The following is a 26,443-nucleotide window of genomic DNA, read 5'->3' as shown; positions in this document are numbered from 1 at the left end:
TCAGCTATCCTGGACGTCACGCACGGGAAGGATTGGCTGGATGCGGCAACGGATGACCCGGCTGGCGATGGGGCTGCTGGCCCTCGGCGGGATGGCCCCGGTGGCTTGGACCCAGGCGGCCTGGGCGCAGGAGGCGCCGGCCCCGGAGGTCCGGCTTGGGGCCGGCTTCGTGCCGCATGTCAGCGGCGAGCTGGCGGTGGACCTCTACGGGGTCTCCACCTATCGCGCGCCGTCGCGGAATGATCGCTTCCGCGACCTCTACGCCAAGGCGGCGCTCAGCGCCGGGCTTCACCTGGCGGAGAACGTCGTCATCCAGGGCGTGCTGAAATTCGAACCGGTGGCGGGCGGCCCGACCGGGGGGCAGGACCGCGCCTTCCAGGACCAGGGCGCCTGGATCGATGCGCTGTATGCGGAATGGCGGGCCGATCCGCGCCTGACGCTGACGGCCGGGAAGTTCACCGCCCCCTTCGGCCGAGGCTGGGACAATCTGCCGGGCATCCGCCTGACCGACCAGGTCTCGATGTACGAGATCACGGAGAGCATCGGCGTCATGGCGCGGGCAACGGTGGTCGACGATGCCGATGGCTGGGGGGAACACCGGCTGTCGGCGGCGGTCTTCACCTTCGACACCACCTCCCTCTCCTCCACGGCGGTGACCCGCAAGCGCTTCGGGCGGGACGAGGCCGATCGCTATCGCCGCAACAGCCGCGGGCTGGGCGGGGCGGGCAATACCGGGAACCTCGACAATGCCGCGCTGGCGCTGGAGGGGGAGCGGATCGGCGCCCTGCCCGGCTTCACCTACCAGGTGGCGGTGCTGTCGCGCGGCGCCGGTTCGGATGGGCGCGCGCGGGAATGGGGCACGGCGATCGGCGCCAGCTGGGAGATCCCCTGGACGGAGGAGATCTCCACCACGCTCTTCGCGGAAGCCGTGCGCTTCCGCAACGCCGGCGGCCGGCCGGTGGAGGATGTGGATGGCGTGCCCACGCCGATCGCCGAACGCCGCACCGTCACGACGCTCGCGGCACAGACCACCTATGGCCCCTGGCGGGGATCGATCGGCTGGCAGGTGGAGGACCGGAACCGCAGCGCCAACGGGGTGGCGCGGTCCAGCTACCTGGAGGCGACGGTCGGGCGGGAACTCGGGCTGGGCTTCACCGCGGACATCGGCTGGTCCCGCACCCGCGCGGGCACGGAGGAAGGCGGGCGCGGCAGCACGGATGCCGCGCTGGTGCTGCTGGGGTGGCGGCAGGGCTTCTGACGCGCGCCAAGTAAGGGCGGGCTGGCGCGGGGACGCGGAAGGAATAGGCTCCGTCCACGTCCCGGAAGGAATCGCTGGCATGCCGCGCCGGATCATCGACCTGTCCCTCGCGCTCGAGAATGACGTGGCGGCGGACCCGCCGGGCCTCGGCCCGCAGATCGAATATCGGACGCACAAGGAGACGGTGAGCCAGCTGCTGGGCTTCTTCCCCGGCATCCGGCCGGACCAGTTGCCGGATGGGGAGGGCTGGGCGATCGAGATGATCCAGCTGACCACCCATAACGGCACCCACCTGGATGCACCCTGGCACTACGCCAGCACGATGGATGGCGGCGCGCCCGCGCTGACGATCGACCAGGTGCCCCTGGACTGGTGCATCGGCCCTGGCGTGAAGCTCGATTTCCGCGACATGCCGGATGGCCATGTGGTGAGTGCGGCGGAGGTGCAGGCCGCGCTGGCCGGGATCGGCCATGTGCTGCGGCCCGGCGACATCGTGCTGGCCAACACCGCGGCCGGCGCCTGCTATGGCCGCCCGGACTATGTCGCGCGGGGCTGCGGCTTCGGTCGGGAGGCGACGCTGTGGCTGACCGGCCAGGGCGTTCGGGTGGTCGGCACCGATGGCTGGTCCTGGGACGCGCCCTTCATCCACACCAAGGCGCGCGTGGCGGAGACCGGCGATGCCAGCCTGATCTGGGAAGGCCACAAGGCCGGGCGGGAAGCCGGCTACTGCCAGATCGAGAAGCTGACCAACCTCGACCTCTTGCCGGCCACGGGCTTCACCGTCTCCTGCCTCCCGGTGAAGATCAGGGCGGCCTCGGGCGGCTGGTGCCGGGCGGTCGCCATACTGGACGAGTGACGCGCGCAGGCCCGCCGGACCGGAGCGGCGGGCGGACGACCCGTGAACCGCGAGTGGCGCGGACCCGCCGGGCCCAAGATCCGGCGAAGCCCGCGCCCTTCGCCTATGCGCGGGGGCGGTGCAGGGGGCGGTCTTCGCGGGTCAAGCCGGGATCAGCCCCAGGCGCTTCGCGGCGACCACGCGGTACAGGCGGTCGCCGCGGAATTCCTCCTCGCACCGCGCGGAATAGGCCAGGGAGACGTCGTGTTCGTCATCCGACGCGCGGGCGGCGGCGGCGATCTCCTCCCACCCCGGCGCGGGCAGGGCGCGCATGGCCTCCGCCTCCGCGGCTGTCAGGGGGCGGGGGAAGCCCATCTTGGGACGGACGGAGGCGATGGCCTGCCAGAAGAAGCGGATGGCGCGCTTCTGGTCTTCCGTCTTCAGCAGGGGCAGCACCAGGCGCAGCCAATGCGTGCCGGTCACGGCGTGGATAGCGCAGAATTCCATGGTATGCGCCAGCACCAGCAGCGAATCGCGGGCGATGAGGTCGAGCGTGTCGTCCCGCACCTCCAGCCAGTCATGCACCGGGGAGAAGGCGGGCATCCGGGCCACCTTGCGCATGGCGTGCCAGAGCAGGCCGTCATCGAAAGTCAGGGCGGCGAGGGTCGGTTCCGCCGCCACGCGCGCCAGCACGCCGAGCGGTTCAGCCGTGACCGGCTTCTGGCCCACGCCCTCGCCCAGCGGCAGGTAGGTGGCGGCCCAGTAGCCGAGGCTTTCCGCCACTTCCTCCGCATCCCCGGCATCCCGCGCGTAGGCGAGCCGCATCAGCGCGTGCAGCGCGCTGGCGGCGAGGCCCGGCAGAAGGCGCGGCAGGTAGCGGCTGGCCAGGGCTTCGGCCGTGCCGAGGCGGGCGAGTTCGGCGCGGAAGAAGGCGCGGTAGGCGGCCTGGGCCGGGCGTTCACCGAGGCGGAGCGTCCAGTTGAGCTGGGTGATCGTGACGTCGGAGGGGGGCGTGGGGGCCAGGTGGTTCTGGCGCAGATACGCGTCGAGGAAGCGGCGGGCATCGGCTTCCGTGCCGCCGAGGCGCTTCTGGGCGTGCAGCACCATGGGGGTGTGGTTGGCGAAGGCCTCCCCGTATTCCGCGCTGAGGGATCGGGCCTCGGTCAGCGCGTCGCTCATCCCTGGCCTTCCGTGCTCGTCATGATGCAAGCATAGACTACCGGCGCGTGTAGGGGGAGGCGGCTGGCGATTGCCCTTGGGGGAAGACGGTTTCTCCAGGCCGCCCTGGTTCCGGCGCCGTGGCCCGCTGCGACCAGGCGGTTTCATAGCGGAATCAAGCGGATGGGCCCTGGCGGATGGGGTATGGGGAAGGCAGCGCCTTCCCCATGGCAGAAATCCCGCTCCGGCGGATTTTCGCCTCGCGGGGCAGTGCCCCGCGCCGCTACGCGGGCGGCGAAAATGGGCCCGGCAGGACTCGAACCTGCAACCAAGCCGTTATGAGCGGCCCGCTCTGACCATTGAGCTACGGGCCCGGAACCGCGGGCCTCCCCTGCATCGCAAGGGCGGCGCCCTCATGCAAGCCCGGCGAGGACCTTGGCCGTGGCACCGCTGATGTCGCCCAGCTTCTCGCCGGCCGCGCAGCGCGCCTGGACGGTCAGGCCGCGTTCCTGGCGGGCGATGGCCGCGCGGGCCTCGGCCTCGGCCTCCCCCGGCGGCAGGATCAGCACGCCGGATTCGTCGGCCAGCACGGCATCGCCGGGCATGACGACGACGCCGCCGATGGAGACGGGCACGTTCATCCGCCCGCCCAGGTCGTAGATGCGGGTCGTGATGGGGGCCAGGCCGCGGCACCACAGGGGGAAGTCGCTGGCCTCCACTTCCTCGATATCCGTGCAGGCGCCGTCCACGATGCCGGCCTTGGCGCCGGCGGCCTTGGCGGCGACCGTCACGCCGCCGCCCCAGCAGGCGTGGCGGTCATCGCCGAGCCGGTCCACCACCAGGATGTCCCCCGGCCGCAGCAGGCCGAGCGCGTGGTGCAGGATGGTCGAGTCGGGGCCGGGGATCTGGACCGTCACCGCCGTGCCGGCGACGCGGCGGCGCAGCAGGCCCTGGATCTTGCGGTCGCAGAAGCCCCAGTGGCGCCAATGGCCGACGGTCGCGGTCTCCGTCTTCTCCAGGAGTTCGACGACCTCCGCGCTGAGTTGCCCGGGCATGGGTTCGACGACGTAGCGGGCCATGGGTTCAGTTCCTTCCAACGGCGCGGGTGAAGCCGACCAGGCGTTCCACCAGCAGGACAACGGCAAGAGCGACGACGATCAGCGTCATCGCCAGCGCGGCGACGAGGGGATCGGTGCGGTTCTCCGCATAGCGGAACATCTCGACCGGCAGGGTGGAGAGGCGCGGGCCGACCAGGAACAGGCTGATCACCGTCTCGTCGAAGGAGACCAGGAAGCACAGCGCCCCGGCCGCGATGGCCCCGGGGGCGGCGAGCGGGAGGGTGACGCGCAGCGCGGCCTGGAAGGGCGTGGCGCCGAGCGTCCAGGCGGCTTCCTCCAGGTCCTGCGGCACGGCGCCGAAGGCGGTGGTCATGATGCGGACGGCGAAGGGGATCGCGACCATGGCATGGGCCAGCACCAGGCCGGGCCAGGTGGCGGCGAGTTTCACCGGTTGCAGCGCCAGCAGCAGCGCGAGGCCCAGCACCAGCGTCGGCAGCAGCAGCGGCGCCGCCAGGAAGGCGGCCATGGCGCTGCGCCCCGGGAATTCGAGCCGCGCGATGGCATAGGCCGCCGGCCCGCCAGCCAGCAGGGCTATGACGGCGACGAGCGCGGCGAGCACGGCGGAATTGCGCAAGGCCGCCATCAACTCGGCATTGGAGACCAGCGCGGCATACCAGCGGAAGGACAGGCCCGGCGGTGGGAAATTGAGAAAATCGCCGGCGGAGAAGGAAATGGCGCAGACCAGCACCGCCGGCGCCAGCAGCAGCCCGTAGCCGCAGATCGCAGCCAGGCGCAGCACCCAGCCCGGCCTCATCGCGGCACCCTCGCGACCACGGCGCGCAGTGCCATGGCCAGCGCCAGCGATCCCAGCAGCAGCATCGCCATGGCGGCCGCCGCGGGCCAGTCCACCGTCTCCAGCGCCAGGTCGAAGATTTCCGTCGCCACGACGAAGACGCGCCCGCCCCCCATCAGCCGCGGCGTGACGAAGGCGGAGACGCCGAGCACGAAGACGAGCAAGAAGGCCGCGGCCAGCGCAGGCGCCGCCAGGGGCAGCGTGACGCGCAGGAAGGTTCTTGTGCGAGTCGCCCCCAACGTCGCCGCGGCCTCCTCCAGCCGCGAATCCAGCCGCCCGAGGCCCGCGATCAGCACCAGGCAGGCATAGGGCATCAGGCTTTCCGTCAGCCCGATCCGCACGCCGGTCCAGTTGTTGATGAGCCTGACGGGATCGTCGGTGAGGCCGGCGAAGGCGAGCATCGCATTGATCATCCCCCGGTCGCCGAGGATCGCCATCCACCCCACGACGCGGGCGGTGGAGGAGACGAGCAGCGGCGCCACGGCCATCAAGGACAGCAGCCCCCTCCATTGCGGCGGCGCGCTGCGGATCAGCAGCGCGACGGGCAGCGCGAGCGCCACGGCGATGGCCCCACAGGTGGCCGACAGCGTCGCGGTGTTCCAGGCGAGTTCCCAGGTGAAGTCATCCTCCACCAGCTTCGCCATGGTCTCGAGGCTGAGTGCCTCCTCCATCGCGCCCATGTCGGTGGTGCGGTTCAGGCTGATGCGCGCCAGCAGCGCGACGGGCCAGACGAAGCCCACCCCCAGCACCAGCGCCGCCGGCAGGCAGAGCAGCAGCCCGATCACGCCGCGAAGACCCGGACATCGGCCGCCCGGAAGCCGAGGCGGAGCGTGTCCCCCACGCGCAGATCGGAACCCTGCGACCCGCCCGGCAGGTCCGCGATCAGGCGGCCGGCGGGGGTGGTGAAATCGAGCGTCACCAGATCCCCCGTATAGGTTCGGCGGGACAGCGTCGCGGGCAGCGTGTTCTCCGCGCTCTCCCCATCCCGCAGCGGGCGGACATGGTGGGGACGGATGAAGACCTCCGCGGCACCGGCGGCGGGCGTCTCGGCCGCGTGGAGTTCGGCATCGCCCACGCGCAGCAGGCCCGGCCGCACGACGGTCGCGGGCAGGCGCGCGGCGCGGCCGACGAAGGTGGCGACGAAGCGCGTCGCGGGACGTTCGAAAATCGCCTCCGGCGTGGCGAGTTGCTCGATCCGGCCTTCGTTCATCACGGCAACCAGGTCCGCCATGGCCAGCGCCTCCGTCTGGTCATGCGTGACGAAGACGGCGGTGGTGCCGAGGCGCTGCTGCAGGCCGCGGATCTCGTCCCGCACCTCCTCCCGCAGCTTGGCATCGAGGGCGCTGAGCGGTTCGTCCAGCAGCAGCAAATCGGGGCGCGGGGCCAGCGCGCGGGCCAGGGCGACGCGCTGCTGCTGGCCGCCGGAGAGCTGCCGCGGCTTCCGGGCCGCGAGCTTGCCGAGGCCGACGAGGTCCAGCGCCTCCTGCACCCGGGCTGGGCGGTCGGTGCGCGGGGTGCCGCGCATCTCCAGCCCGAAGGCCACGTTCTGCGCGGCGGTCATGTGCGGGAACAGCGCGTAGGACTGGAACACCACGCCCATGTTCCGCCGGTGCGGCGGCAGCGCCGTGACGTCGCGGCCCGCGACCCGGATGCGCCCGGCATCCGGCACCTCCAGCCCCGCAATCATGCGCAGCGTGGTGGTCTTGCCGCAGCCGGAGGGGCCAAGCAGCGCCAGCAGCGCGCCCTGCCCGAGTTCGAGGGAGACGCCATCCACGGCGGGGTGCGGCGCGCCGGGGAAGCGGCGCGTCAGGGCTTCGAGCGTGAGGTGGCTCATGCGACAGCGGGCGCCGGGCTCAGCGGCCGGACGCCGCGATCACCTCTCGCCGCCAGCGCTGGTTCCAGCCATCGCGCAACCGCACCATCTCGTTCCAGTCCAGCGGGATGACGCGGTTGCGGAATTCGGGGGCCAGCGCCGTGCGGGCCATGGCTTCCGGGGAGACCTGGGCGCGGCTGTTGGTGGGGCCGTAGAACATGCGTTCCGTGAAGGCCTTCTGGGCGTCGGCGGACAGCGCATGGGCGGCGAGTGCCAGCGCCTGGGCGCGGTTCCTGCTGTTGGCGACGATGTTGATGGTGTTGATCTGGAACACCGTCCCTTCCTCCGGCAGCACCACGCCGATGCGGCCCTGGGACTGGTCGCGGTAGAGCTGCGCGCGGGCGTTCCAGCCGGTGGCGAAGCGGACCTGGTCGTTCAGGATCAGCGTGTAGCCATCGGGGTTGGGATCGAAGGTCTGCACCGCCGGCGCGATCTCCCGCAGCCGCGGCATGGCGGCGTTGAGGTTCTGCCAGGACCCGCCATTGGCATGGGCGAGGATCGCCGTGATGGCCAGGCCCTGGATGTTGGGGGGGGAGGAAAGCGCGATGCGGCCGCGATGCGCGGGGTCCCACATCGCTGCCCAGCGCGTCGGCGCCGGCGTGACCGCGCGGGTGTCATAGACCATGACCAGGTGGTCATAGGTGACGGCCGGGCCGCAGGCGCCGCCGGAACTGCGGGCCTGGTCGTCCAGTTCCGCGATCACGGGCAGGGTCGCGGCGTCGATGCGCTCCACCAAGCCTTCCGCGCAGGCGATGGCGGCCGTGGTGACATCCATGATGACGACGTCGATCTGCGGATCGGCGCGCTGGGCGCGGAGCGTGCCGAGCATCTGCGCGCTGGTGCCGCCCTCGAAATACTGCACCGCCGTGCCGCTGGCGGTGGTGAAGGGGGCGAGCACGGTCTGGGTGTAGTTGTCCTTGAAGATGCCTGCATAGGCCTGGAGCGTCACGCGCCCCCCGCCCTGCGCCAGGGCGGGGCTGGCGGCAAGGAAGGCCGCGGCGGCGTAGGCGAGGATGCGCATCAGGGGGCTCCCGGCAGGTGGGTGCCGGGAGCATCGCCCCGAAGCGCGGGCGCTGCCAAGGGCAAAGCCCTGGCGCCCGCTGGATGGAAGAAAGCCTGCCGCCGCGCCGCCGCCCTTCCGTCCGGCGGAAGAAATCGGAACAACGCGGCCGGCCGCCGAAAATCAGTTCTGGAGAAAAGCCCGGATGCGGTCGGCCAGCGGCGCCATGCCGACCACGCCGTTGAGGTGGCCAAGCGGGCCCGTCACCTCCGCGAAATCGACCGGGCGGCCGAGGCGGCGGAGCAGGGCCACCATCTCCGTATTGTAGTCCAGCATGAAGACGCGGTCGGTGGGCGATGCCACGACGAACCAGCGCGCCTGGCTGCGGGACAGGGCGGCCTCGCTGCTGGCGTATTCATGCAGGAACAGCTGGTTGGCGCGGACGAGGTAGAGGAAGTGGTTGGCGTCGGAAACCCGGGCACGGGCCAGGGCGGCCTCGTCCAGGAAGCGTTCCACCTCGAACCGGTCGCCGATGCGGCGCAGCGGGTCCTGCCCTTCCGCGGCACGGCGGCCGAAGCGCGCCAGGGCGGGGCGGTCCTGCGCCTGGACCGTGACGATCTTCAGCGCCTCCGCCAGGCCGCGCGTGGGCGGTTCGCGGCCCTGCGCGTAGTAGTCGCCATTGTTGAAATTGGGGTCGAGCCGGATGGGGCTTTCCCAGATGTCGAGCCAGGCGATGGCCCAGGGATCGAACTCGGAACTGCCGATCACCGGCATCACGCGGTCGATCATCTGCGGATAGGCGGCGGCCCATTCGATGGCCTGCAGCGCGCCCATCGACGCCCCCGTCACCAGCGCCAGGCGCCGCACGCCCAGGCTGTCCAGCAGCCGCTTCTGCACCTCGATGAAGTCGCGCATGGCGATGACGGGGAAGTCGAGCGCCCAGGGCCGGCCGGTGGCGGGGTTCATGGAGACCGGGCCGGTGGTGACCGTGCGGCCATCCCGGACATTCAGGTTCACGAGGGTGTCGGAGGAGATGACGAAGTAGCGGTTGGTATCGATCGCCCGGCCGGGGCCGATGATGGCGTCCCAGTAGCCGGCGGGCTGGCCTTCCGCGTAGCGGCCGAAGGCATGGCTGTTGCCGGAGAAGAAATGCGTGACGATGACGGCATTGTCGCCGGCGGCGTTCAGCGTGCCGGCGGTCTGGTAGCCGATGCGGATGGTGGGGATCGTGGCGCCGCCGCGCGTCACATAGCCCGTGGTCTCGAAGACCTTCTTCTCCACGATCTCCGTCGCGGCGGGCTGGGCGATGGCCGGCGCCTGTGACAGGGCGGCCAGGGCCAGGGTGGCGGCAAGCAGCAGGCGACGCTTCATCGGACGGGTCCCTCCCCAAGGGTTGCCGGCATGGTGATCCCGCCCCGCGGGGTCGTGCAAGCGCCCGCTGCCGCGGAAGGGGCAAGGGTCCGCTACCGCGCCGGTTGGCCTTGCGCTACAAGGCCGGCACCAACAGCTCCCCGAAGGTCCCAGCCCCATGAACCTGGCCAAGATCCCGACCGGCAAGGCCCCGCCGCACGACGTGAATGTGGTGGTGGAGATCCCCCAGGGCAGCCAGGTGAAGTACGAGCTGGACAAGGACAGCGGCGCGGTGGTGGTGGACCGCTTCCTGTTCACCCCCATGGCCTATCCGGCTGCCTATGGCTTCATCCCCGGCACGCTGGCCGATGATGGCGACCCCGCCGATGCCCTGGTGCTGACCCCGGCCCCGGTCGTGCCGGGCTGCGTCATCCGCGCCCGCCCGATCGGCGTCCTGCACATGGAGGACGAGGCCGGGTCGGATGAGAAGCTGGTCTGTGTGCCGCACGACAAGGTGCACCCGATGTATTCGGGCATCACCAGCGCCGAGGAACTGCCCCAGATCACGCGCGCGACGATCGAGCACTTCTTCGCCACCTACAAGGACCTGGAGTCCGACAAGTGGGTGAAGGTGCGCGGCTGGGGCCCGGCCAGCGAGGCGGCGGAGATCATCCTGAAGTCCATGGCCGCCTACAAGGACGATTCGAAGGAATAAGACTCCTCCGCCCCTCCGGGGGCGTCCCCTTCCGGCTGGAATGACACCAACGGCTCGATGGAGTGACCTGCGGTCGGCGCAGTCGGCCGAGGCCGCGAACGCGGCCCGCCGCCAGTGCGGCGAGCCAAGCGCGCGGAGCGCGCGCCCGGCACCTGAGGGCACGAAAAAGATACCAACGAGTCGCTGAAAGCGGCCGTTGGAATGACGCCGTGGCGCGGCCGTGCGACTTTTTCTGTCGCGCGGCAACCATGCGGCGTTGCCAGGGCCCTGCGCCCCCGGCAAGCTTTCCCCAGCCCGGCTCCCGGGCCAAGGCAAGGGGCTTTCGCGCCCCCGCCCCGGCCCCCGGCCAGGCCATTCAGCAAACCCAGGAAACCTGGGAGCAGAGGGGGAGAGGCTGCCTTGATGACGCTATCGTTGTTGCTGATCATCGCGCTGGGCGGGTTAGCCATCGCCTACAGCGTGGTGACGGCAAAGGATATCCTGGGCCGGGATGCCGGCAATGCGCGGATGCAGGAGATCGCGGCGGCGATCAGCGAAGGCGCATCCGCCTACCTCAAGCGGCAATACACCACCATCGGCATCGTCGGCGCGGTGCTGTTCTTCGTCATCCTGGCGGCCTTCGGCTTCGGCGGGCACGCCTTCGCGGTGGGCATCGGCTTCCTGATCGGCGCGGTGCTGTCCGGCGCCGCAGGCTTCATCGGCATGAACGTGTCGGTGCGCGCCAATGTCCGCACGGCGCAGGCGGCGACGCAGTCCCTCGCCTCCGGCCTCGATGTCGCGTTCAAGTCGGGCGCCATCACCGGCATGCTGGTGGCGGGCCTCGCGCTGCTGGGTGTCGCCGTCTACTTCATGATCCTGGTGCCGATCGGCGGGCTCGCGGCCAATTCGCGCGTCGTCATCGATGCGCTGGTGGCGCTGGGCTTCGGCGCCTCCCTCATCTCCATCTTCGCCCGCCTCGGCGGCGGCATCTTCACCAAGGGCGCCGATGTGGGCGGCGACATGGTGGGGAAGGTCGAGGCCGGCATTCCCGAGGATGACCCCCGCAACCCCGCCACCATCGCGGACAATGTGGGCGACAATGTCGGCGACTGCGCCGGCATGGCGGCCGACCTGTTCGAGACCTATGCGGTGACCATGGTCGCCACCATGGTGCTGGCCGCCATCTCCTTCTCCGCCGAAGGCCGCATCGCGGCGATGGTCTTCCCGCTGGCGATCGGCGCGGTCTGCGTCGTCACCTCCATCATCGGCACCTACTTCGTGAAGCTGCCGGCGAACAACAACATCATGGGCGCGATGTACCGGGGCTTCATCGTCACCGGCATCCTGTCGCTGATCGTGCTGCTGCCGCTCTGCTACATCGCCTTCGGCACCGGGACGGTGACGGCGGGCGGAGTCAGCTTCGGCGCCTTCAGCCTGTTCCTCTGCGGCGCGGTCGGCCTGGCGGTGACGGCGGCGATCGTGGTGGTAACGGAATACTACACGGGCACGGATTTCCGCCCCGTGCGGTCCATCGCGGAGGCCAGCCAGACCGGCCACGGCACCAACGTGATCCGCGGCCTCGCGGTCTCGATGGAATCCACCGCGCTGCCGGCGCTGATCATCATCGCGGGCGTGCTCTCGGCCTATGGGCTCGCGGGCCTGTATGGCATCGCCATCGCGACGACGACGATGCTGGCCCTGGCCGGCATGGTGGTGGCGCTGGATGCCTTCGGCCCCGTGACGGACAATGCCGGCGGCATCGCGGAAATGGCGGGCCTGCCGAAGGAGGTCCGCGTCTCCACCGATGCGCTGGACGCCGTCGGCAACACGACCAAGGCGGTGACCAAGGGCTATGCGATCGGCTCCGCGGGCCTCGGCGCGCTGGTGCTCTTCGCGGCCTACACGCAGGATCTGAACTACTTCATCGCCAACCCCGCGACCTATCCCTACTTCGCGGGGATCGGGGCGATGACCTTCAGCCTGTCGGACCCCTATGTCGTGGTCGGGCTGCTGTTCGGCGGCCTGCTGCCGTACCTGTTTGGCGGCATGTCCATGACCGCCGTCGGCCGCGCCGCGACCGCGGTGGTGGAGGAAGTGCGCCGGCAGTTCCGCGAACACCCCGGCATCATGACGGGGGCGGAGAAGCCGGATTACGGCCGCGCGGTCGACATGCTCACCAAGGCCGCGATCAAGGAGATGATCATCCCCTCGCTCCTGCCGGTGCTGAGCCCGATCGTCGTCTTCGTGGTGATCCTGGCGATCGGCGGCAAGGCGGCAGCGTTCTCGGCACTCGGCGCCATGCTGCTCGGCGTCATCGTCACGGGCTTCTTCGTCGCGGTCAGCATGACCACGGGCGGCGGCGCCTGGGACAACGCCAAGAAGTACATCGAGGAAGGCCATTACGGCGGCAAGGGCAGCGACGCCCACAAGGCGGCCGTGACGGGCGACACCGTGGGCGATCCCTACAAGGATACCTCCGGCCCCGCGGTGAACCCGATGATCAAGATCACCAACATCGTGGCGCTGCTGCTGCTGGCGATCCTGGCGCATAGCTGAGCCACGACCGCTGAAACGAGGAAGGCCGGCGGAGCGATCCGCCGGCCTTCTTCATGCGGCCTGGCGAAGGGGCCAGGGCCGCCAAGGCTCACGCTTCGGCGGCATCCACGACTTTCTTGAGAGCCTTGAGCGCACCGACAACGGCGGCGGGATTCGGTGCGGCGACCGCCGCTGCCACGCTGGCGGCAAGGCCGAAGAGCGCCGTCGCGACCTTGATGGCTTTGCGGATATCATCAAGCGTGGCCATGAGTGCCGCGGCCCTGCGAGTGACGTCCTCAACAGCCTCCAGGCTCGTCCTCGCTTCGATCAGCAGCGCATCCACGGACGCTGTTCTGATCCGCATTGCATTGCCCATGGTATCCCAGAATGCGTCCTCAAGCGCCTTCCGCTGCACCGGTGAAAGACTATCCCAGTCCCGGTAGAGTCGCGCCTTGATTGCATCGGCGGCCGCATCCAATGCTTTCGCCAACTGGAATCCACTGTGGCTCGCGCTCATGCCTTATCTCCGGATCTGCGAACGGGTGCCGTCATGCGTTGCCAGCGCGATGCGCTGGGTTACAGCGCTCGGGCGACGAGGGGCTCGAGCACCTTGCCGAGCTCGCGCAGCGCCGCTTCCGCCGCGCGCAACTGGCGGATGGTGTCGCCCAGCGAAAGATCGTTCCGGCGGTCGAACAGGATCTGGTGGCCGTCCCTGACCTTGGCGAGCGCCGAGAGATACGCGGTGCGGGCGGCTTCCCGGCTCCGCACAGCCTCCTCCCTGACGATGCGCCATTCACCGAGCGCCGCCATGCCAGCCGGATCCCGCGACCGGCGGATCAGCAGGCTGTAGTGCGCGTCAATCGCGGATAGCGCCTGCGCGTCATCGGCCGCAGCGGCTTCGGTCACGAACTGGCGCAGCGCATCGGTCATTCGCACGAGATGCGGATGGACGTCGCCGATCAAGCGGCTTGTCTCCCGCTGACGCCAGGCCGATGACGCGGCACGCAGCAACAGGTCGCCCGCAGCCGTGACGACTCCAACTAGGTCAGGCGCGATGACGCCAACCTTGCTCGCCTGGCTGACAAGCGGATTCGTATTGAAGGACACGGTCTCGTCGGCAGCGAGCGAGCCCAGGGTTGTCATGTAGGTCCCGATCGCCTGCTGAAGGCCCTCCAGACCTGCCTTCTGATTCTGGCGAAGCCGCGACTGTTCTTCGAGCAGTGCCAGCCTGTCCGGCGGAAAGAACGCACGCATGCGGCTTGGATGCGCAACGTAGCCATCAATGACCGCCCGTGATTCAACGACCGCCGACGATGTCTTCGCGAAGTCGCGAACCGCGCTGAGATCCGTACAGGCGGCGATGAATAGCGGGAATGCGATCGCTGCAACGATGCTGGACAGCCGCTGCGACACCATGATCCACAACTCCCACCCTGCCATTCGCGGACCGGAAAAGCGGGATCCGCGCATCGGGTCGGTATTGCATCGTTCTTTTCGGGCAACCGTCAAGAAAATTTCTTGGCCGTTTCGTAGCCGCCCCTCGGGTCGATATCATTCGTCCTGAAGGCGACCGCTGTCGTGGGCTTTCAGGCGTCCGGCCACAACCGCGGGGCTGCCCAACGATGAGGCCTGGCGCGCCGGATCGACGACCGGGCGTGCCACCCCCGAGGACAGTCGGGGGGGCCTCCCTCAGACCTTCAGCCGGTCCGGGATCGCCAACCCCAGTCGCAGCGGCACCGGCCATACCTCCCGCACCGTGCGGATCACGCGGAAGCCGGCGGACTTGTAGTTGGGCAGGGCGCGGGGGTGGTCGGCGGTGCAGGTGTTCACCGTCAGTGCGCGGGCATGTTCGCCCCAGGCCTCGTCGATCGCGTGGCGCAGCAGCGCGCGGCCGGCGCCGAAGCCGATGGCATGCGGCATCAGGCCGAAATACGCCAGGTTCGTGCCATGCTCGCCGCGGCGTTCCAGCTCGTAGAACCCCGCGGGTTCGCCGCCGTGATACAGCACATGGATGCTGATCTCCGGCCGCGCCAGCAGGGACGCGATCTCGCTGTCCGGCACGGTGCGGCGCAGCCACCAGACATAGTCGTGCCCGACCGTGTCGTAGAGGTAGCGGTAGAAGGGCACGGAGCATTGCGCCACGCGCTGGACCACGCTGCCCCGCGGCAGGGCCGGGGGCGCATCCTCCGGCGGGCTGTCCATGCGCAGGAAGGTCACATCCACCGCGATGCGCTGGACCGGTTCGCGCGCCACGGCGATGGTGGACACGTCAGTTGTCCAGGAAGCTGCGCAGCTTGCGGCTGCGGCTGGGGTGCTTCAGCTTGCGGAGCGCCTTGGCCTCGATCTGGCGGATGCGTTCGCGCGTCACGTTGAACTGCTGGCCCACTTCTTCCAGCGTGTGGTCGGTGTTCATGCCGATGCCGAAGCGCATCCGCAGCACGCGTTCCTCGCGCGGCGTCAGCGACGACAGCACGCGGGTCGTGGCCTCACGCAGGTTGGACTGGATCGCGGCATCCAGCGGGATGATGGCGTTCTTGTCCTCGATGAAATCGCCGAGGTGGCTGTCCTCCTCGTCGCCGATCGGCGTCTCGAGGCTGATCGGCTCCTTCGCGATCTTGAGCACCTTCCGGACTTTCTCGAGTGGCATGCCGAGCTTCTCGGCAAGCTCCTCGGGCGTCGGCTCCCGGCCGATCTCGTGCAGCATCTGGCGGGACGTGCGGACCAGCTTGTTGATGGTCTCGATCATGTGGACCGGGATGCGGATGGTCCGCGCCTGGTCGGCGATGCTGCGGGTGATCGCCTGCCGGATCCACCACGTCGCATAGGTGCTGAACTTGTAGCCGCGGCGGTATTCGAACTTATCGACCGCCTTCATCAGGCCGATATTGCCTTCCTGGATCAGGTCCAGGAACTGCAGGCCGCGATTGGTGTATTTCTTGGCGATGGAGATGACGAGGCGAAGGTTCGCCTCGATCATCTCCTTCTTCGCCTGGGTCATGTCGCGTTCGCCGCGCGACACGGTGGCATAGACGCGCTTGAAGTCCGGCACCGGCAGGCCGGTATCGGCGGCGACCTTGGCGATCTCCGCGCGCACCGCTTCCGCGTCGTCCTTGGACCGCGCGACGAAGGCCTTCCAGCCCTTGCCTGGCAGCTTGGAGATGCGATCGAACCAGGCCGGGTCCAGCTCGCTGCCGCGCCACTGCTCGATGAACTCGTCGCGCTTGACCTTCTGCGCTTCCGCCAGGCGCAGCACCTGGCCTTCCAGCATGGTCTGGCGGCGGTTCAGGCCCTTGAGCTGGTCGACCAGCTCCTCGATCCGGTTGTTGTGGAGCTGCACCTTCTCCACCAGCGCCACCAGTTCCTGGCGCTGCTTCTCATAGGTCTTCTCGCTGCGGGCCGACTGCTCACCGCCCGAGGTGTAGGCGTCCATCCGCTTGGAGGTGAGCTTGTGGAGCTTGCTGTAGGCGGCCTCGATCTCCTCGAACGCCTTCAGCGCTTCCGGCTTCAGCTTCTCCTCCAGCGCGGAGAGGGAGAGGCCGACGCCTTCCGCGGCCTCGTCACCCTCCTCGTACTCCTCCTCCGGCGGGGGCGTGCCTTCAGGGGTGTTCGCGCCGGCGGTGGCTTCCAGGTCGATGACGTCGCGCAGCAGCATGCGGCCATTGTTGACGGCGTCATGCCAGGCAACGATGGCCTTGAAGGTCAGCGGGCTTTCGCACAGCCCGCCGATCATCATGTCCCGGCCGGCCTCGATCCGCTTGGCGATGGCGATCTCGCCCTCGCGCGACAGCAGCTCGACCGAGCCCATTTCCCGGAGGTACATGCGGACGGGGTCGTCGGTGCGGCCAAGATTGGCCTCATCGACATTGCCACCGCTCTCTTCCTCATCCTTGTCGTCGTCGTCGGCCTTGGCGGCGGGCTTGTCGACCGCGGCCTCGCCATCCTCCGATTCCTCGGATTCCACCACGTTGATGCCGATCTCGCTCAGCATCGCCATGGTGTCCTCGATCATCTCGGAGGACACTTGTTCGGAGGGCAGCGCCGCATTCAGCTCGTCATAGGTGACGTAGCCGCGTTCCTTGCCGCGGGCGACCAGCTTCTTGACCGCGGCGGTCAGGGTATCGAGCAGCACGCCCTCAACCGCCTCGTCACGGCCTTCTGCCGTTTCGGCGCCACCTGCGACCTTGCTCGCCATGCCTTCATCCGCTCCGTCAACGGCGCAACGACAGGCCGCGGGGTTTTGCCCGTGGCAGGCGGAAGCGCGTTAAGACCCTCAATGCCTACTGCCGGCGGCCGCGTCGCCCGCGGCCTCGGCTCCATCCATTTCCGCCCACTCGCCGCGCCGTATGGCAGCCAGGGTTTGCGACAGCCGGATCAGGCGCTGCTGCGCCCTGGCCTGCACCGCTGGATCGCTGGCCGCGTCCCAGTCGCGCTGTGCCGCCACCCGGTCCTCCTCCAGCTCCGCCTCGCCCCGCAGCAACCCGAAGAAGTGCCACCAGGCGTCGAGCGCGTCCTTCGGCTGGGCGTCGGGGCTGGCTGCCTCCGGCAGGCCCGGGTCCCGCAGCAAGGCCGATACCAGCTCCCCCCACCCGTCCCGGGCGAGTTGGTCCATCAGGCCGATGGAGTCAAGTTCATGGCCGCCGGCGAACCACCGCAGCGTGCAGGCCCGGCAATCCGCCAGCTGCGGGTCCCCCAGGTCGAGCCCCGCGAAGACCTCCTCCACCTCCGGCAGCAGCCAGGGGTGGCGGAGCGTGATGGCCAGCAGGGCGCGGGACTGGGCGATGCGGGCGCGGCCCGGCGTGATGGCGGGGCGCGTCCGCGCCACCGCCACCTTGCGGACCCCGGGGCGCCCGCCTCCGCCGCCGCCGCCGCCGAAGGCGGGCTTCTGCGCCCGGGTGCTTTCGAAGAACCGGTCCAGCAGGGCGCGGCGATATTCGGCGGCCAGCGACTTGTCGGCGATCTGGTTCGCCACCTCGACCAGCCGGTTGCGCAGCCCCGCGCGCTGTTCGGGGGTCGCCGCCGGCCGGCCTTCCGTCAGCAGGCCATAGAGCGCTTCCGACAGCGGCCGCGCGCCATCCAGCACCGCCTGGAAACCGGCCTGCCCGCGGCGGGAGACGAGGGTGTCCGGGTCCTCCCCCGCCGGCAGGGTCGCCAGCCGCAGGCTGCGCTCCGTGGTCAGCAGCGGCAGCGCGGCTTCCGCCGCCCGGGCCGCCGCGCGGGCGCCGGCGCCATCGCCATCGAAGCACAGCACGGGTTCGGGGCTGAGGCGCCACAGCTCCTCCATCTGTTCCGGCGTCAGGGCCGTGCCGAGCGGCGCCACCGCACCGCCGAAGCCCGCCTGGTGCAGGGCGATCACGTCCATGTAGCCCTCCACCGCCACCACCGCCGCGCCCCGGAAGGCGGCTTCCCGCGCCATGTCCACGCCATACAGGTTGCGGCGCTTGGAAAAGACCGCCGTTTCCGGCCCGTTCACGTATTTCGGCTGGCCATCCCCCAGGATGCGCCCGCCGAAGGACACGACGCGCCCGCGCCGGTCCCGGATGGGGAAGATGACCCGGTTGAAGTAAAGGTCTGAATAACCCTCGCCGCTTTCGCGTTCGCGGATCAGCCCGGCTTCCGCCAGCTGTTCCTGGGTGATGCCGTCCGACTTCAGGTCGGCGGCGATGGCGCCGCGGCCGCCACCGGACCAGCCGAGGCCGAAGCGCGCGATCGTCTCCTCGGTCAGCCCGCGGCGGCGGAGATAGGCCAGGCCCTCCGCCCCTTCCGGCAGGCGCAGCCGCCGCTGGAAGGCCTGGGCGGCGGCTTCCAGCACGCCATAGAGGTCCCGCGCCGCGCGTTCCCGCGCCGCGGCTTCGGGGGTGGCTTTCGGAACTTCCAGCCCCGCTTCCTGCGCCAGGCGTTCCACCGCCTCCGGGAAGCCCTGGCCTTCCGCCTTCATGACGAAGGTGATGGCATCCCCATGCGCGCCGCAGCCGAAGCAGTGGAAATGGTCGTCATAGACGTAGAAGCTTGGCGTCTTCTCCCCGTGGAAGGGGCAGCAGCCCTTCCAGTTCCGGCCTGACTTGGTCAGCCTGGTCTTGCGCTGGATCAGCGGCGCCAGCGGCGTCCGGGCGCGAAGCTCGTCCAGGAATTGCGGGGGCAGGGCCATGGCCCTGGCCCCTTAGCACGCCGCGCGCGGGGACGAGGAAGGGCGTAGCGAATTCTTCAGGGCTTCTGGCCCATGCAGGGGGCGCGTGACCCATGCCCCCTCCCCACCCCCGCCCCGCCATGGCAGCAGTTGGCGAGAGGCCTTGGCGATCGACTACCACCCCGTTTCCCCGGCGGAGATCGCGGCCGCGCTGGCCCTTCATGCCCGCCACCTGCGTGGGGAACGCGGCGGCAAGCGGGCTGCCTTCAAGTTTGCCGACCTCGCCCATGCCGATCTCCGCGGCGCGGTGCTCGCCGGCGCGGACCTGACCGGCGCCAGGCTGGAGGGCGCGATGCTGGCGGAGGCGGATCTGCGCGACGCCTGCCTGTTCGGCGCCAATCTCCGCAAGGCGGAGTTGACGCGGGCGAGGTTGAACAAGGCGGATTTGCGCGGCGCCTCGCTGCTCGGCGCCCGGCTGGTGCGCGCCGACATGACGGGCGCCGATTTGCGGGACGGCCATCTGGTGCGCAGCAAGGGCGGCGAACTGGTGCCGGCCACCGCCATGGGCGGGCGCGGCGAATTGTCGGAGGCATCGGCCGCCAATGCGAATCTGACCCGCGCCAAGCTCTCCAACGCCTTCATCGTGCAGACCGACCTGCGTGATTCCAACCTGCGGGAGGCGGTCTTCGTGCGGGCCGATCTCAGCCGCACCGACCTCAGCGGCTGCAACCTGGAAGGGGCCGACCTGTCGGAGGCGAATCTGGAAGGCGCGGTGCTGGAGGGGGCGATCCTCAGCCGGGTGCTGCTGCGCGCCACCAACCTGTCCGGCGCCAACCTGCTGGGCGCGCTGCTGGACGAGGTGGATCTGGGCTCCGCCATCCTGGATGGCGCGGCGATGACGCGCCGGCTGGAGAATCTGGAGGATGCGGTGAGCCAGGCCGTGGCGCTCCACCAGGACTGGATCCGCACGAATGGGCGGGCGGGGCAGCGCGCCGACCTCTCGGCCTGCGACCTGACCGGGCTGGACCTGTCCGGGGTGAATCTGGCGGCGGCGGTGCTGAAGCATGCCGTGCTGCGCGGCTGCGACCTGACCGGCACGGTGCTGGCCATGGCGGATCTGAACACCGCCGACCTCCGCGGGGCGAAGATGGCGCGGGTCAACCTGCGCGGCGCGAGCCTGGTCAGGGCATCGCTGAACGAGGCCGACCTGACGCGGGCCGCAGCCGGCCCGATGGCGCTGAAGCACGGCCAGACCTGGCCCACCAACCTGACCAGCGCCCGGCTGGTGCGGGCGAAGCTGGTGGGAGCGGAACTGGCCGAGGCCCGCCTGGCCGATGCCGACCTGACGCAGGCCGATCTGCGGGAAGCGGGGCTGGCGGGCGCCGACCTGACCGACGCCACGCTGACCATGGCGGATTTGCGCCGCGCCGACCTGCGCGGCGCCGTGCTGGTGGGCGCCGAGGGCCTGGTGCTGCCGGGGCGGGAGGGCTAGCCCCACCAGCGTGCTGGTGGGCGCCGAGGGCCTGGTGCTGCCGGGGCGGGAGGGCTAGCCCCCCAGCTTGGCCTTCACCAGCGGCCCGGCCTTGGCCATGTCCAGCACCGCGCCGTGCTTCGCGCGCAGCACTGCCATGACCTTGCCCATCTCCTTCACCGAGGTCGCGCCGGATTCCGCAACGGCATCGGCGACGGCCGCCTCCATGGCGGCGGCGTCCATCTGCGACGGGAGGAAGGATTCGATCGTCGCGATCTCGAACTCCTCCTTCTCCGCCAGTTCCGGGCGGCCGCCCTGGCGATACATGGTGGCGCTCTCCGCCCGGGACTTCACCATGCCGCGCAGCATGGCGACGATCTGGTCGTCCGGCACCTTGTCCACGCCCGATGGGCGGGCGGCGATGTCGATGTCCTTGAGCTTGGCCGTGATCATGCGGATGGCAGAGGTCTTCGGCGCATCCTTGCCGATCATGGCGGCCTTGAGAGCCTCGGTGAAACGGCTGCGGAGATCGTCGGCCATGGGAAATCCTCCTTGATCGGATGGCTGTAGCATGGGGGAGCGATTGGGAAAAATCTTCCCAGAGGCAGACTCAGGTTGCGGGCGGAAGTTTTTTCCCACATAGGACGGCCCATGCGCACGGTCGATGACGTCATCACCCTGCTGGGCGGCGCGGAAGCGGCGGCCCAGCGCCTCGGCATCGGGACGGAGGCCGTGCGCAAGTGGCGCCAGGCCCGCGCCATCCCGGCCAAGCATTGGTCCGCCATCCTGGGCGCCACGGGATTGTCCCTGGCCGACCTGCCGCAACCCACCGATGCAACCGCCGCCCGCAAACCCCGCATGGAGACCGCCCCGGTGACCCAGACGACCACGACCCCCGAGGGCGCCACTGCGGCGCTGGTGCTGGCCGACGGGTCCGTCTTCTGGGGCCGCGGCTTCGGCGCCCATGCGACGACCGTGGCGGAGATCTGCTTCAACACCTCCATGACCGGGTACCAGGAGGTGCTGACCGATCCCTCCTATGCCGGGCAGACCATCTGCTTCACCTTCCCCCATATCGGCAATGTCGGCGCCAATGCCGAGGATATCGAGGCCGTGACGCCGGCCGCGCGCGGCCTGATCGTGAAGCAGGAATTGACGGAGGCGTCCAACTACCGCGCCACCAGGCACCTGGATGACTGGCTGAAGTCGCACGGCATCCCCGGGATCGCGGGCATCGACACCCGCGCGCTGACCGCCCGCATCCGCGATGGCGGCGCGCCGAATGGGGTGCTGGCCCACCCGGCCGATGGCGTCTTCGATATTCCCGTGCTGGTGGCGCAGGCCAAGGCCTGGCCGGGGCTGGAGGGGATGGACCTGGCGAAGCAGGTGTCCACCCGCCAGACCTATGGCTGGGACGAGGCCGAATGGGCCTGGGGCCAGGGCTACGCCACCCAGACGGCGCCGAAGCACAAGGTGGTGGCCGTGGATTACGGCGCCAAGCGCAACATCCTGCGCTGCCTGGCGGCGGCGGGCTGCGCCGTCACGGTGGTGCCCGCGACGGCGACGGCGGAGGAGATCCTCGGCCACAACCCCGATGGCGTGTTCCTGTCCAACGGCCCCGGCGACCCCGCGGCGACGGGCTCCTATGCCGTGCCGGCGATCCAGGGCGTGCTGGCGAAGGGCGTGCCGGTCTTCGGCATCTGCCTCGGCCACCAGCTGCTGGCCCTGTCGCTCGGCGCCACGACCTACAAGCTGGACCGCGGCCATCGCGGCGCGAACCAGCCGGTGAAGGACCTGGTCACGGGCAAGGTGGAGATCACGTCCCAGAACCACGGCTTCGCGGTGGATGAGAAGACGTTGCCCGACGGCGTGACGGTGACGCATCGCAGCCTGTTCGACGGAACGAACGAAGGCATCGCGAGCACGAAGTACCCGGCGTTTTCCGTGCAGTACCACCCGGAGGCGAGCCCCGGCCCGACCGATAGCCACCATCTGTTTCGTCGCTTCGTCGGCATGATCGAGACGCACAAGGCGGGCTGAGGCGGGCCATGCCCTCCGCCGACACCATCCTCGTCTTCGCGCTGCTGTCGCTCGGCCTGGCGGTCACGCCGGGGCCGAACATGCTCTACCTCGTCTCGCGTTCGCTGGCGCAGGGGACGGGGGCGGGGATGGTGTCGCTGGCGGGGTGCCAGGCGGGATCGCTGACCATCATGGTCTGCGCCGCGGCCGGCATCACGGCGGCGCTGCTGGCGGTGCCCTATGCCTGGGACGTGCTGCGGCTGGGTGGCGCGGCCTATCTGATGTTCATGGCCTGGCAATGTGTGCGGCCCGGCGGGCAGCCCCTGTTCAGCCCGCGGCCGATGCCGCGCGAACCGGCGGCGCGCCTGTTCATCGTGGGCTTCGCGACGGCCGCGCTGAACCCGAAGGTGGCGCTGTTCTACATGGCGGTGCTGCCGCCCTTCCTCGACCCCGATCGCGGCAGCCTGTTCATGCAGGCGGCGATGCTCGGCCTGGTGCAGATCCTGGTCTGCACCTTGTGGGATGCGGTGCTGGTCTGGGGTGCGGCGGGCACGGCGCGGTTCCTGTCCACCAAGCCCTTCTGGATGGCGGTGCAGCGCTGGGTGCTGGGCGGCGCGCTGGCGCTGCTGGCGGTGAAACTCGCGACGGAGAGCAAGGCATGATGGACATCGCGCTTGGCATCTTCGCGCTGGCCTATTCGGGGCTGGTGCTGTTCACCGTCGCCTCCTCGCTCCGCCGGCTGTTCCCGCCGGTGCGCGCCGCCGTCTCCGCCTTCGCGCTCTCCGTCACCGTGCATGGCGCGACGACGCTGATGATGGGCGATGCCGCCACCCTCGCCTTCTTCTTCTGGGCCGTGCCCCACGCCCTGATCCTGCCGCTGCTGCTGATGAGCGCGCGGCGCCAAGCAAAATCGACCGGAGCCTGACATGCCGAAGCGCACCGACATCAAGTCCATCCTCATCATCGGCGCGGGCCCGATCGTCATCGGCCAGGCCTGTGAGTTCGACTATTCCGGCGCGCAGGCCTGCAAGGCGCTGCGGGCGGAGGGCTATCGCGTCATCCTGGTCAACAGCAATCCCGCGACCATCATGACCGATCCGGGGCTCGCGGATGCGACCTATATCGAGCCGATCACGCCCGAGATCGTCGAGAAGATCATCGCCAAGGAACGGCCGGACGCGCTGCTGCCGACCATGGGCGGGCAGACCGCGCTGAACACCGCCCTCAAGCTCGATGCCTCCGGCGCGCTGAAGAAGTACAATTGCGAGCTGATCGGCGCCAAGGCCGAGGTGATCGACAAGGCGGAGGATCGCCTCAAGTTCCGCGATGCCATGAGCAAGATCGGCATCGAGAGCCCCCGCTCCGCCATCGCCCATTCCATGGAGGAAGCGCGCGCGGGGCTCGAACTCGTGGGCCTGCCCTGCGTCATCCGCCCCTCCTTCACCCTCGGCGGCACCGGCGGCGGCATCGCCTATAACCGGGAGGAGTTCGAGCAGATCGTCGCCTCCGGCCTCGATGCCTCCATGACCACCGAGGTGCTGGTCGAGGAAAGCGTGCTGGGCTGGAAGGAGTATGAGATGGAGGTGGTCCGCGACAGCGCGGACAACTGCATCATCATCTGCTCCATCGAGAACCTCGATCCGATGGGCGTCCATACCGGCGACAGCGTGACGATCGCGCCGGCGCTGACGCTGACGGACAAGGAATACCAGCGGATGCGCGATGCCAGCATCGCCTGCCTGCGGGAGATCGGCGTCGATACCGGTGGCTCGAACGTCCAGTTCGGCATCAACCCCGTTGATGGCCGCATGGTGGTCATCGAGATGAACCCGCGCGTCTCCCGCTCCTCCGCCTTGGCGTCGAAGGCCACGGGCTTCCCCATCGCCAAGGTCGCCGCGAAGCTGGCGGTCGGCTACACGCTGGACGAGTTGTCGAACGACATCACCAAGGTCACGCCCGCTTCCTTCGAGCCCACCATCGACTATGTCGTGGTGAAGATTCCCCGCTTCACCTTCGAAAAGTTCCCCGGCACGCCGGCGACCTTGACGACCTCCATGAAGTCGGTGGGCGAGACGATGGCCATCGGCCGGTCCTTCGCCGAGGCCCTGCAGAAGGGCCTGCGGGGGCTGGAGACGGGTCTCTCCGGCCTCGATGAGATCGAGCTGCCGGGCGATGGATCGCATGCCGCCATCCGCACCTCGCTGGCCACGCCGAAGCCCGATCGCGCGCTGGTCGTGGCGCAGGCGCTGCGGTCGGGGATGAGCGTGGAGGAGATCCACGAGGCCTGCCGCTTCGATCCCTGGTTCATCCGCGAGATTTCCCGAATTGTGGATGCCGAGGCCAAGGTGAAGGCCGAGGGTTTGCCGAAGACGGCACATGCGTTCCGCGCGCTGAAGGCGCTGGGCTTCAGCGACAAGCGGCTGGCGAAGCTGGCGGGCATGACGGAAGCCGCGGTCTTCGCGGCGCGCGACAAGCTCGGCGTCCATGCCGTGTTCAAGCGCATCGATACCTGCGCCGCCGAATTCGCCTCCGACACGCCCTACATGTACTCGACCTATGAAGGCGGCTTCGGCACGCCGGAATGCGAAAGCCGGCCGACGACGCGCCAGAAGGTCATCATCCTTGGCGGCGGGCCGAACCGGATCGGCCAGGGCATCGAGTTCGACTATTGCTGCGTCCATGCCTGCTACGCCCTGCGCGATGCCGGCTACGAGACCATCATGGTGAACTGCAACCCGGAGACGGTCTCGACCGACTACGACACCAGCGACCGCCTGTATTTCGAGCCGCTGACGGGCGAGGACGTCATCGCCATCATCCGCAAGGAACAGGAGAGCGGGGAACTGCTGGGCTGCATCGTGCAGTATGGCGGGCAGACGCCGCTCAAGCTGTCCCAGGCGCTGCACAAGGCGGGCATTCCCATCCTGGGCACCTCCGCCGAGGCGATCGACATCGCGGAGGATCGCGAACGCTTCCAGCTGTTGCTCAAGCAGCTTGGCCTGAAGCAGCCGCAGAACGGGATCGCGCGCGATCTCGACGAAGCCCTCGTCGAGGCGGAGCGCATCGGCTACCCCGTGGTCGTGCGGCCTTCCTACGTGCTCGGCGGCCGGGCGATGGAGATCGCCTACAACAAGGAACAGCTCCGCCGCTTCGGCGCGGAAGCCGTGAAGGTCTCCGGCGAGAACCCGATCCTGATCGACCAGTACCTGGCCGATGCCATCGAAGTGGATGTGGACTGCATCTGCGACGAAACGGGCGATGTCTATGTCGCCGGCGTGATGGAGCATATCGAGGAAGCCGGCATCCATTCCGGCGACAGCGCCTGCTCCCTGCCCCCCTATTCCCTGCCGCCCGCCATCGTGACGGAGCTGAAGGCGGAGACGGAGGCGATGGCCAAGGCCCTCAAGGTCAAGGGCCTGATGAATGTCCAGTACGCCGTGAAGGACGGGGAGATCTTCGTCCTGGAAGTGAACCCCCGCGCCAGCCGCACCGTGCCCTTCGTGGCGAAGGCGACCGGCGTGGCGGTGGCCAAGATCGGCGCGCTGGTCATGGCGGGCGCGCGGCTCAAGGCCTTCGGGCTGGATGACACGGCGGTGTCGCGCCATGTCGCGGTGAAGGAAGCGGTCTTCCCCTTCAACCGCTTCCCGAATGTCGATGTGATCCTCGGGCCGGAGATGAAGTCGACCGGGGAGGTGATGGGCCTCGACCTGTCCTTCGAACGCGCCTTCCTGAAGTCCCAGCTCGGCGCGGGCGTGAAGCTGCCGGAATCCGGCACCGCCTTCCTGTCCGTGAAGGACAGCGACAAGGCCGGCGCCGTGACCATGGCGCGGCGCCTGGTGGAGATGGGCTTCAAGGTGATGGCGACGCGCGGCACCGCGGCCCGGCTGCGGGAAGTCGGCATCGAATGTTCCGTCGTCAACAAGGTGGCCGAGGGCCGGCCGCATTGCGTGGACGCCATGAAGTCGGACGCCATCCAGCTGGTGATCAACACCGCGAGTGGCGGGCAATCCGTGACGGACAGCTTCGACATCCGCCGCAGCGCGCTGACGCATGGCATCCCGCACTACACCACCCTGGCCGGTGCCCGGGCCGCGGTGCATGCCATCGCGGCGCTGAAGGGCGGAACCCTTGATGTGGCGCCCCTCCAGTCCTATTTTGCGCGTTCATTCTGAACGGGTTCGCCCGTTCATGCTGACCGGGCGGGGCGGGGGTGAC

Annotated in this window: 22 protein-coding genes and 1 tRNA gene; 9 read left to right on the top strand and 14 right to left on the bottom strand. The window is 69.5% G+C overall.

The features are described from left to right. Positions 1-40 precede the first annotated feature (40 nt). Positions 41-1,258: a hypothetical protein gene (locus tag BM041_RS05040; RefSeq protein WP_139225959.1), complete on the top strand. Its 1,218-nt coding sequence runs from the start codon at positions 41-43 to the stop codon at positions 1,256-1,258. Positions 1,259-1,337: 79 nt separating this feature from the next. After that, positions 1,338-2,114, top strand: a complete 777-nt coding sequence (locus BM041_RS05035; RefSeq protein WP_092956313.1) for a cyclase family protein — start codon at positions 1,338-1,340, stop codon at positions 2,112-2,114. Between the two features lie 141 nt (positions 2,115-2,255). On the opposite strand, the gene BM041_RS05030 is transcribed toward BM041_RS05035, so the two are convergent. From BM041_RS05030 to BM041_RS04995, 8 genes are all read right to left on the bottom strand, one after another. Continuing rightward, positions 2,256-3,272 carry a questin oxidase family protein gene (locus BM041_RS05030; protein WP_175533744.1) on the bottom strand — a complete coding sequence of 339 codons (1,017 nt, stop codon included), beginning with the start codon at positions 3,270-3,272 and terminating at the stop codon, positions 2,256-2,258. A gap of 280 nt (positions 3,273-3,552) precedes the next feature. Beyond that, a tRNA-Ile gene (locus tag BM041_RS05025) sits at positions 3,553-3,625 on the bottom strand. A gap of 39 nt (positions 3,626-3,664) precedes the next feature. Then, positions 3,665-4,330: an RraA family protein gene (locus tag BM041_RS05020; RefSeq protein WP_092956307.1), complete on the bottom strand. Its 666-nt coding sequence runs from the start codon at positions 4,328-4,330 to the stop codon at positions 3,665-3,667. 4 nt (positions 4,331-4,334) lie between these two features. Further along, positions 4,335-5,123, bottom strand: a complete 789-nt coding sequence (locus BM041_RS05015; protein WP_092956304.1) for an ABC transporter permease — start codon at positions 5,121-5,123, stop codon at positions 4,335-4,337. Then, positions 5,120-5,947: an ABC transporter permease gene (locus BM041_RS05010; protein ID WP_092956301.1), complete on the bottom strand. Its 828-nt coding sequence runs from the start codon at positions 5,945-5,947 to the stop codon at positions 5,120-5,122. Before BM041_RS05010 ends, BM041_RS05015 begins: the two co-directional genes overlap by 4 nt. Next, positions 5,944-6,996: an ABC transporter ATP-binding protein gene (locus BM041_RS05005; RefSeq protein ID WP_092956298.1), complete on the bottom strand. Its 1,053-nt coding sequence runs from the start codon at positions 6,994-6,996 to the stop codon at positions 5,944-5,946. Before BM041_RS05005 ends, BM041_RS05010 begins: the two co-directional genes overlap by 4 nt. Positions 6,997-7,015: 19 nt before the next feature. Then, positions 7,016-8,056, bottom strand: coding sequence for an extracellular solute-binding protein (locus BM041_RS05000; protein WP_092956295.1), 1,041 nt, complete (start codon positions 8,054-8,056; stop codon positions 7,016-7,018). Positions 8,057-8,218: 162 nt separating this feature from the next. Next, entirely contained in the window at positions 8,219-9,406 is a 1,188-nt protein-coding gene (locus BM041_RS04995) for an E22 family MetX-like putative esterase (RefSeq protein ID WP_092956292.1), read from the bottom strand. A 157-nt stretch (positions 9,407-9,563) separates the two neighbouring features. Between BM041_RS04995 and ppa the strand changes: the two genes are divergently transcribed. Together ppa and BM041_RS04985 are read left to right on the top strand one after the other, a co-directional pair. After that, a complete protein-coding gene (gene ppa, locus BM041_RS04990) occupies positions 9,564-10,100 on the top strand; it encodes an inorganic diphosphatase (RefSeq protein ID WP_092956289.1) in 537 nt (178 codons plus the stop codon). A gap of 402 nt (positions 10,101-10,502) precedes the next feature. After that, positions 10,503-12,635: a sodium-translocating pyrophosphatase gene (locus BM041_RS04985; RefSeq protein ID WP_092956286.1), complete on the top strand. Its 2,133-nt coding sequence runs from the start codon at positions 10,503-10,505 to the stop codon at positions 12,633-12,635. Positions 12,636-12,723: 88 nt separating this feature from the next. Here the strand turns inward: BM041_RS04985 and BM041_RS04980 are convergent, their stop codons facing one another. The 5 genes from BM041_RS04980 to dnaG all read right to left on the bottom strand — a co-directional run bounded on the left by BM041_RS04980 (position 12,724) and on the right by dnaG (position 18,759). Continuing rightward, a complete protein-coding gene (locus BM041_RS04980) occupies positions 12,724-13,131 on the bottom strand; it encodes a hypothetical protein (protein ID WP_139225958.1) in 408 nt (135 codons plus the stop codon). A 59-nt stretch (positions 13,132-13,190) separates the two neighbouring features. After that, the gene (locus BM041_RS04975) at positions 13,191-14,084 is read right to left on the bottom strand and encodes a hypothetical protein (protein ID WP_175533743.1); all 894 of its coding nucleotides are present in this window, start codon (positions 14,082-14,084) and stop codon (positions 13,191-13,193) included. Positions 14,085-14,303: 219 nt separating this feature from the next. Continuing rightward, positions 14,304-14,882 carry a GNAT family N-acetyltransferase gene (locus tag BM041_RS04970; RefSeq protein ID WP_408735393.1) on the bottom strand — a complete coding sequence of 193 codons (579 nt, stop codon included), beginning with the start codon at positions 14,880-14,882 and terminating at the stop codon, positions 14,304-14,306. Between the two features lies 1 nt (position 14,883). Further along, entirely contained in the window at positions 14,884-16,806 is a 1,923-nt protein-coding gene (gene rpoD, locus BM041_RS04965; RefSeq protein WP_092956277.1) for an RNA polymerase sigma factor RpoD, read from the bottom strand. 78 nt (positions 16,807-16,884) lie between these two features. Continuing rightward, the gene (dnaG, locus tag BM041_RS04960; RefSeq protein WP_092956274.1) at positions 16,885-18,759 is read right to left on the bottom strand and encodes a DNA primase; all 1,875 of its coding nucleotides are present in this window, start codon (positions 18,757-18,759) and stop codon (positions 16,885-16,887) included. Between the two features lie 85 nt (positions 18,760-18,844). On the opposite strand from dnaG, the gene BM041_RS04955 reads away from it, so the two are divergent. After that, the gene (locus BM041_RS04955) at positions 18,845-20,230 is read left to right on the top strand and encodes a pentapeptide repeat-containing protein (protein WP_092956271.1); all 1,386 of its coding nucleotides are present in this window, start codon (positions 18,845-18,847) and stop codon (positions 20,228-20,230) included. A gap of 54 nt (positions 20,231-20,284) precedes the next feature. Here BM041_RS04955 and BM041_RS04950 read toward each other — a convergent pair whose 3' ends face one another. Beyond that, on the bottom strand, positions 20,285-20,749 hold the full coding sequence (locus BM041_RS04950; protein ID WP_092956268.1) for a GatB/YqeY domain-containing protein: 465 nt from the start codon (positions 20,747-20,749) through the stop codon (positions 20,285-20,287). 111 nt (positions 20,750-20,860) lie between these two features. Here BM041_RS04950 and carA point away from each other — a divergent pair, with 111 nt between their 5' ends. The 4 genes from carA to carB are packed head-to-tail and all read left to right on the top strand — an operon-like array spanning position 20,861 to position 26,400. Next, entirely contained in the window at positions 20,861-22,249 is a 1,389-nt protein-coding gene (gene carA, locus BM041_RS04945) for a glutamine-hydrolyzing carbamoyl-phosphate synthase small subunit (RefSeq protein ID WP_092956265.1), read from the top strand. Positions 22,250-22,257: 8 nt separating this feature from the next. After that, positions 22,258-22,890 (top strand): LysE family translocator, encoded by a 633-nt coding sequence (locus BM041_RS04940; protein ID WP_092956262.1) that lies wholly within the window; start codon positions 22,258-22,260, stop codon positions 22,888-22,890. Continuing rightward, complete coding sequence (locus BM041_RS04935) at positions 22,887-23,153, top strand: hypothetical protein (protein ID WP_139225956.1); 267 nt, start codon at positions 22,887-22,889, stop codon at positions 23,151-23,153. The genes BM041_RS04940 and BM041_RS04935 overlap by 4 nt, the downstream gene beginning before the upstream one ends. A 1-nt stretch (position 23,154) precedes the next feature. Further along, entirely contained in the window at positions 23,155-26,400 is a 3,246-nt protein-coding gene (carB, locus tag BM041_RS04930) for a carbamoyl-phosphate synthase large subunit (RefSeq protein WP_092956256.1), read from the top strand. Positions 26,401-26,443: the final 43 nt, after the last annotated feature.

The sequence above is a fragment of the Falsiroseomonas stagni DSM 19981 genome (assembly GCF_900114315.1).
GTDB lineage: Bacteria > Pseudomonadota > Alphaproteobacteria > Acetobacterales > Acetobacteraceae > Falsiroseomonas > Falsiroseomonas stagni.
The sequence above is the reverse complement of the archived record's forward strand: the minus strand, read 5'-3'. Positions and strand labels throughout refer to the sequence as shown.

Coding starts and splice junctions, on each gene's coding strand:
- BM041_RS05040 (WP_139225959.1), top strand. CDS start 41: ATGCGGCAACGGATGACCCGGCTGGCGATGGGGCTGCTGGCCCTCGGC.
- BM041_RS05035 (WP_092956313.1), top strand. CDS start 1,338: ATGCCGCGCCGGATCATCGACCTGTCCCTCGCGCTCGAGAATGACGTG.
- BM041_RS05020 (WP_092956307.1), bottom strand. CDS start 4,330: ATGGCCCGCTACGTCGTCGAACCCATGCCCGGGCAACTCAGCGCGGAG.
- carA (WP_092956265.1), top strand. CDS start 20,861: ATGCGCACGGTCGATGACGTCATCACCCTGCTGGGCGGCGCGGAAGCG.
- BM041_RS05015 (WP_092956304.1), bottom strand. CDS start 5,123: ATGAGGCCGGGCTGGGTGCTGCGCCTGGCTGCGATCTGCGGCTACGGG.
- BM041_RS04985 (WP_092956286.1), top strand. CDS start 10,503: ATGACGCTATCGTTGTTGCTGATCATCGCGCTGGGCGGGTTAGCCATC.
- BM041_RS04975 (WP_175533743.1), bottom strand. CDS start 14,084: ATGCGCGGATCCCGCTTTTCCGGTCCGCGAATGGCAGGGTGGGAGTTG.
- BM041_RS04935 (WP_139225956.1), top strand. CDS start 22,887: ATGATGGACATCGCGCTTGGCATCTTCGCGCTGGCCTATTCGGGGCTG.
- BM041_RS05000 (WP_092956295.1), bottom strand. CDS start 8,056: ATGCGCATCCTCGCCTACGCCGCCGCGGCCTTCCTTGCCGCCAGCCCC.
- rpoD (WP_092956277.1), bottom strand. CDS start 16,806: ATGGCGAGCAAGGTCGCAGGTGGCGCCGAAACGGCAGAAGGCCGTGAC.
- dnaG (WP_092956274.1), bottom strand. CDS start 18,759: ATGGCCCTGCCCCCGCAATTCCTGGACGAGCTTCGCGCCCGGACGCCG.
- BM041_RS04940 (WP_092956262.1), top strand. CDS start 22,258: ATGCCCTCCGCCGACACCATCCTCGTCTTCGCGCTGCTGTCGCTCGGC.
- carB (WP_092956256.1), top strand. CDS start 23,155: ATGCCGAAGCGCACCGACATCAAGTCCATCCTCATCATCGGCGCGGGC.
- BM041_RS04995 (WP_092956292.1), bottom strand. CDS start 9,406: ATGAAGCGTCGCCTGCTGCTTGCCGCCACCCTGGCCCTGGCCGCCCTG.
- BM041_RS05005 (WP_092956298.1), bottom strand. CDS start 6,996: ATGAGCCACCTCACGCTCGAAGCCCTGACGCGCCGCTTCCCCGGCGCG.
- BM041_RS04980 (WP_139225958.1), bottom strand. CDS start 13,131: ATGAGCGCGAGCCACAGTGGATTCCAGTTGGCGAAAGCATTGGATGCG.
- ppa (WP_092956289.1), top strand. CDS start 9,564: ATGAACCTGGCCAAGATCCCGACCGGCAAGGCCCCGCCGCACGACGTG.
- BM041_RS05030 (WP_175533744.1), bottom strand. CDS start 3,272: ATGAGCGACGCGCTGACCGAGGCCCGATCCCTCAGCGCGGAATACGGG.
- BM041_RS04950 (WP_092956268.1), bottom strand. CDS start 20,749: ATGGCCGACGATCTCCGCAGCCGTTTCACCGAGGCTCTCAAGGCCGCC.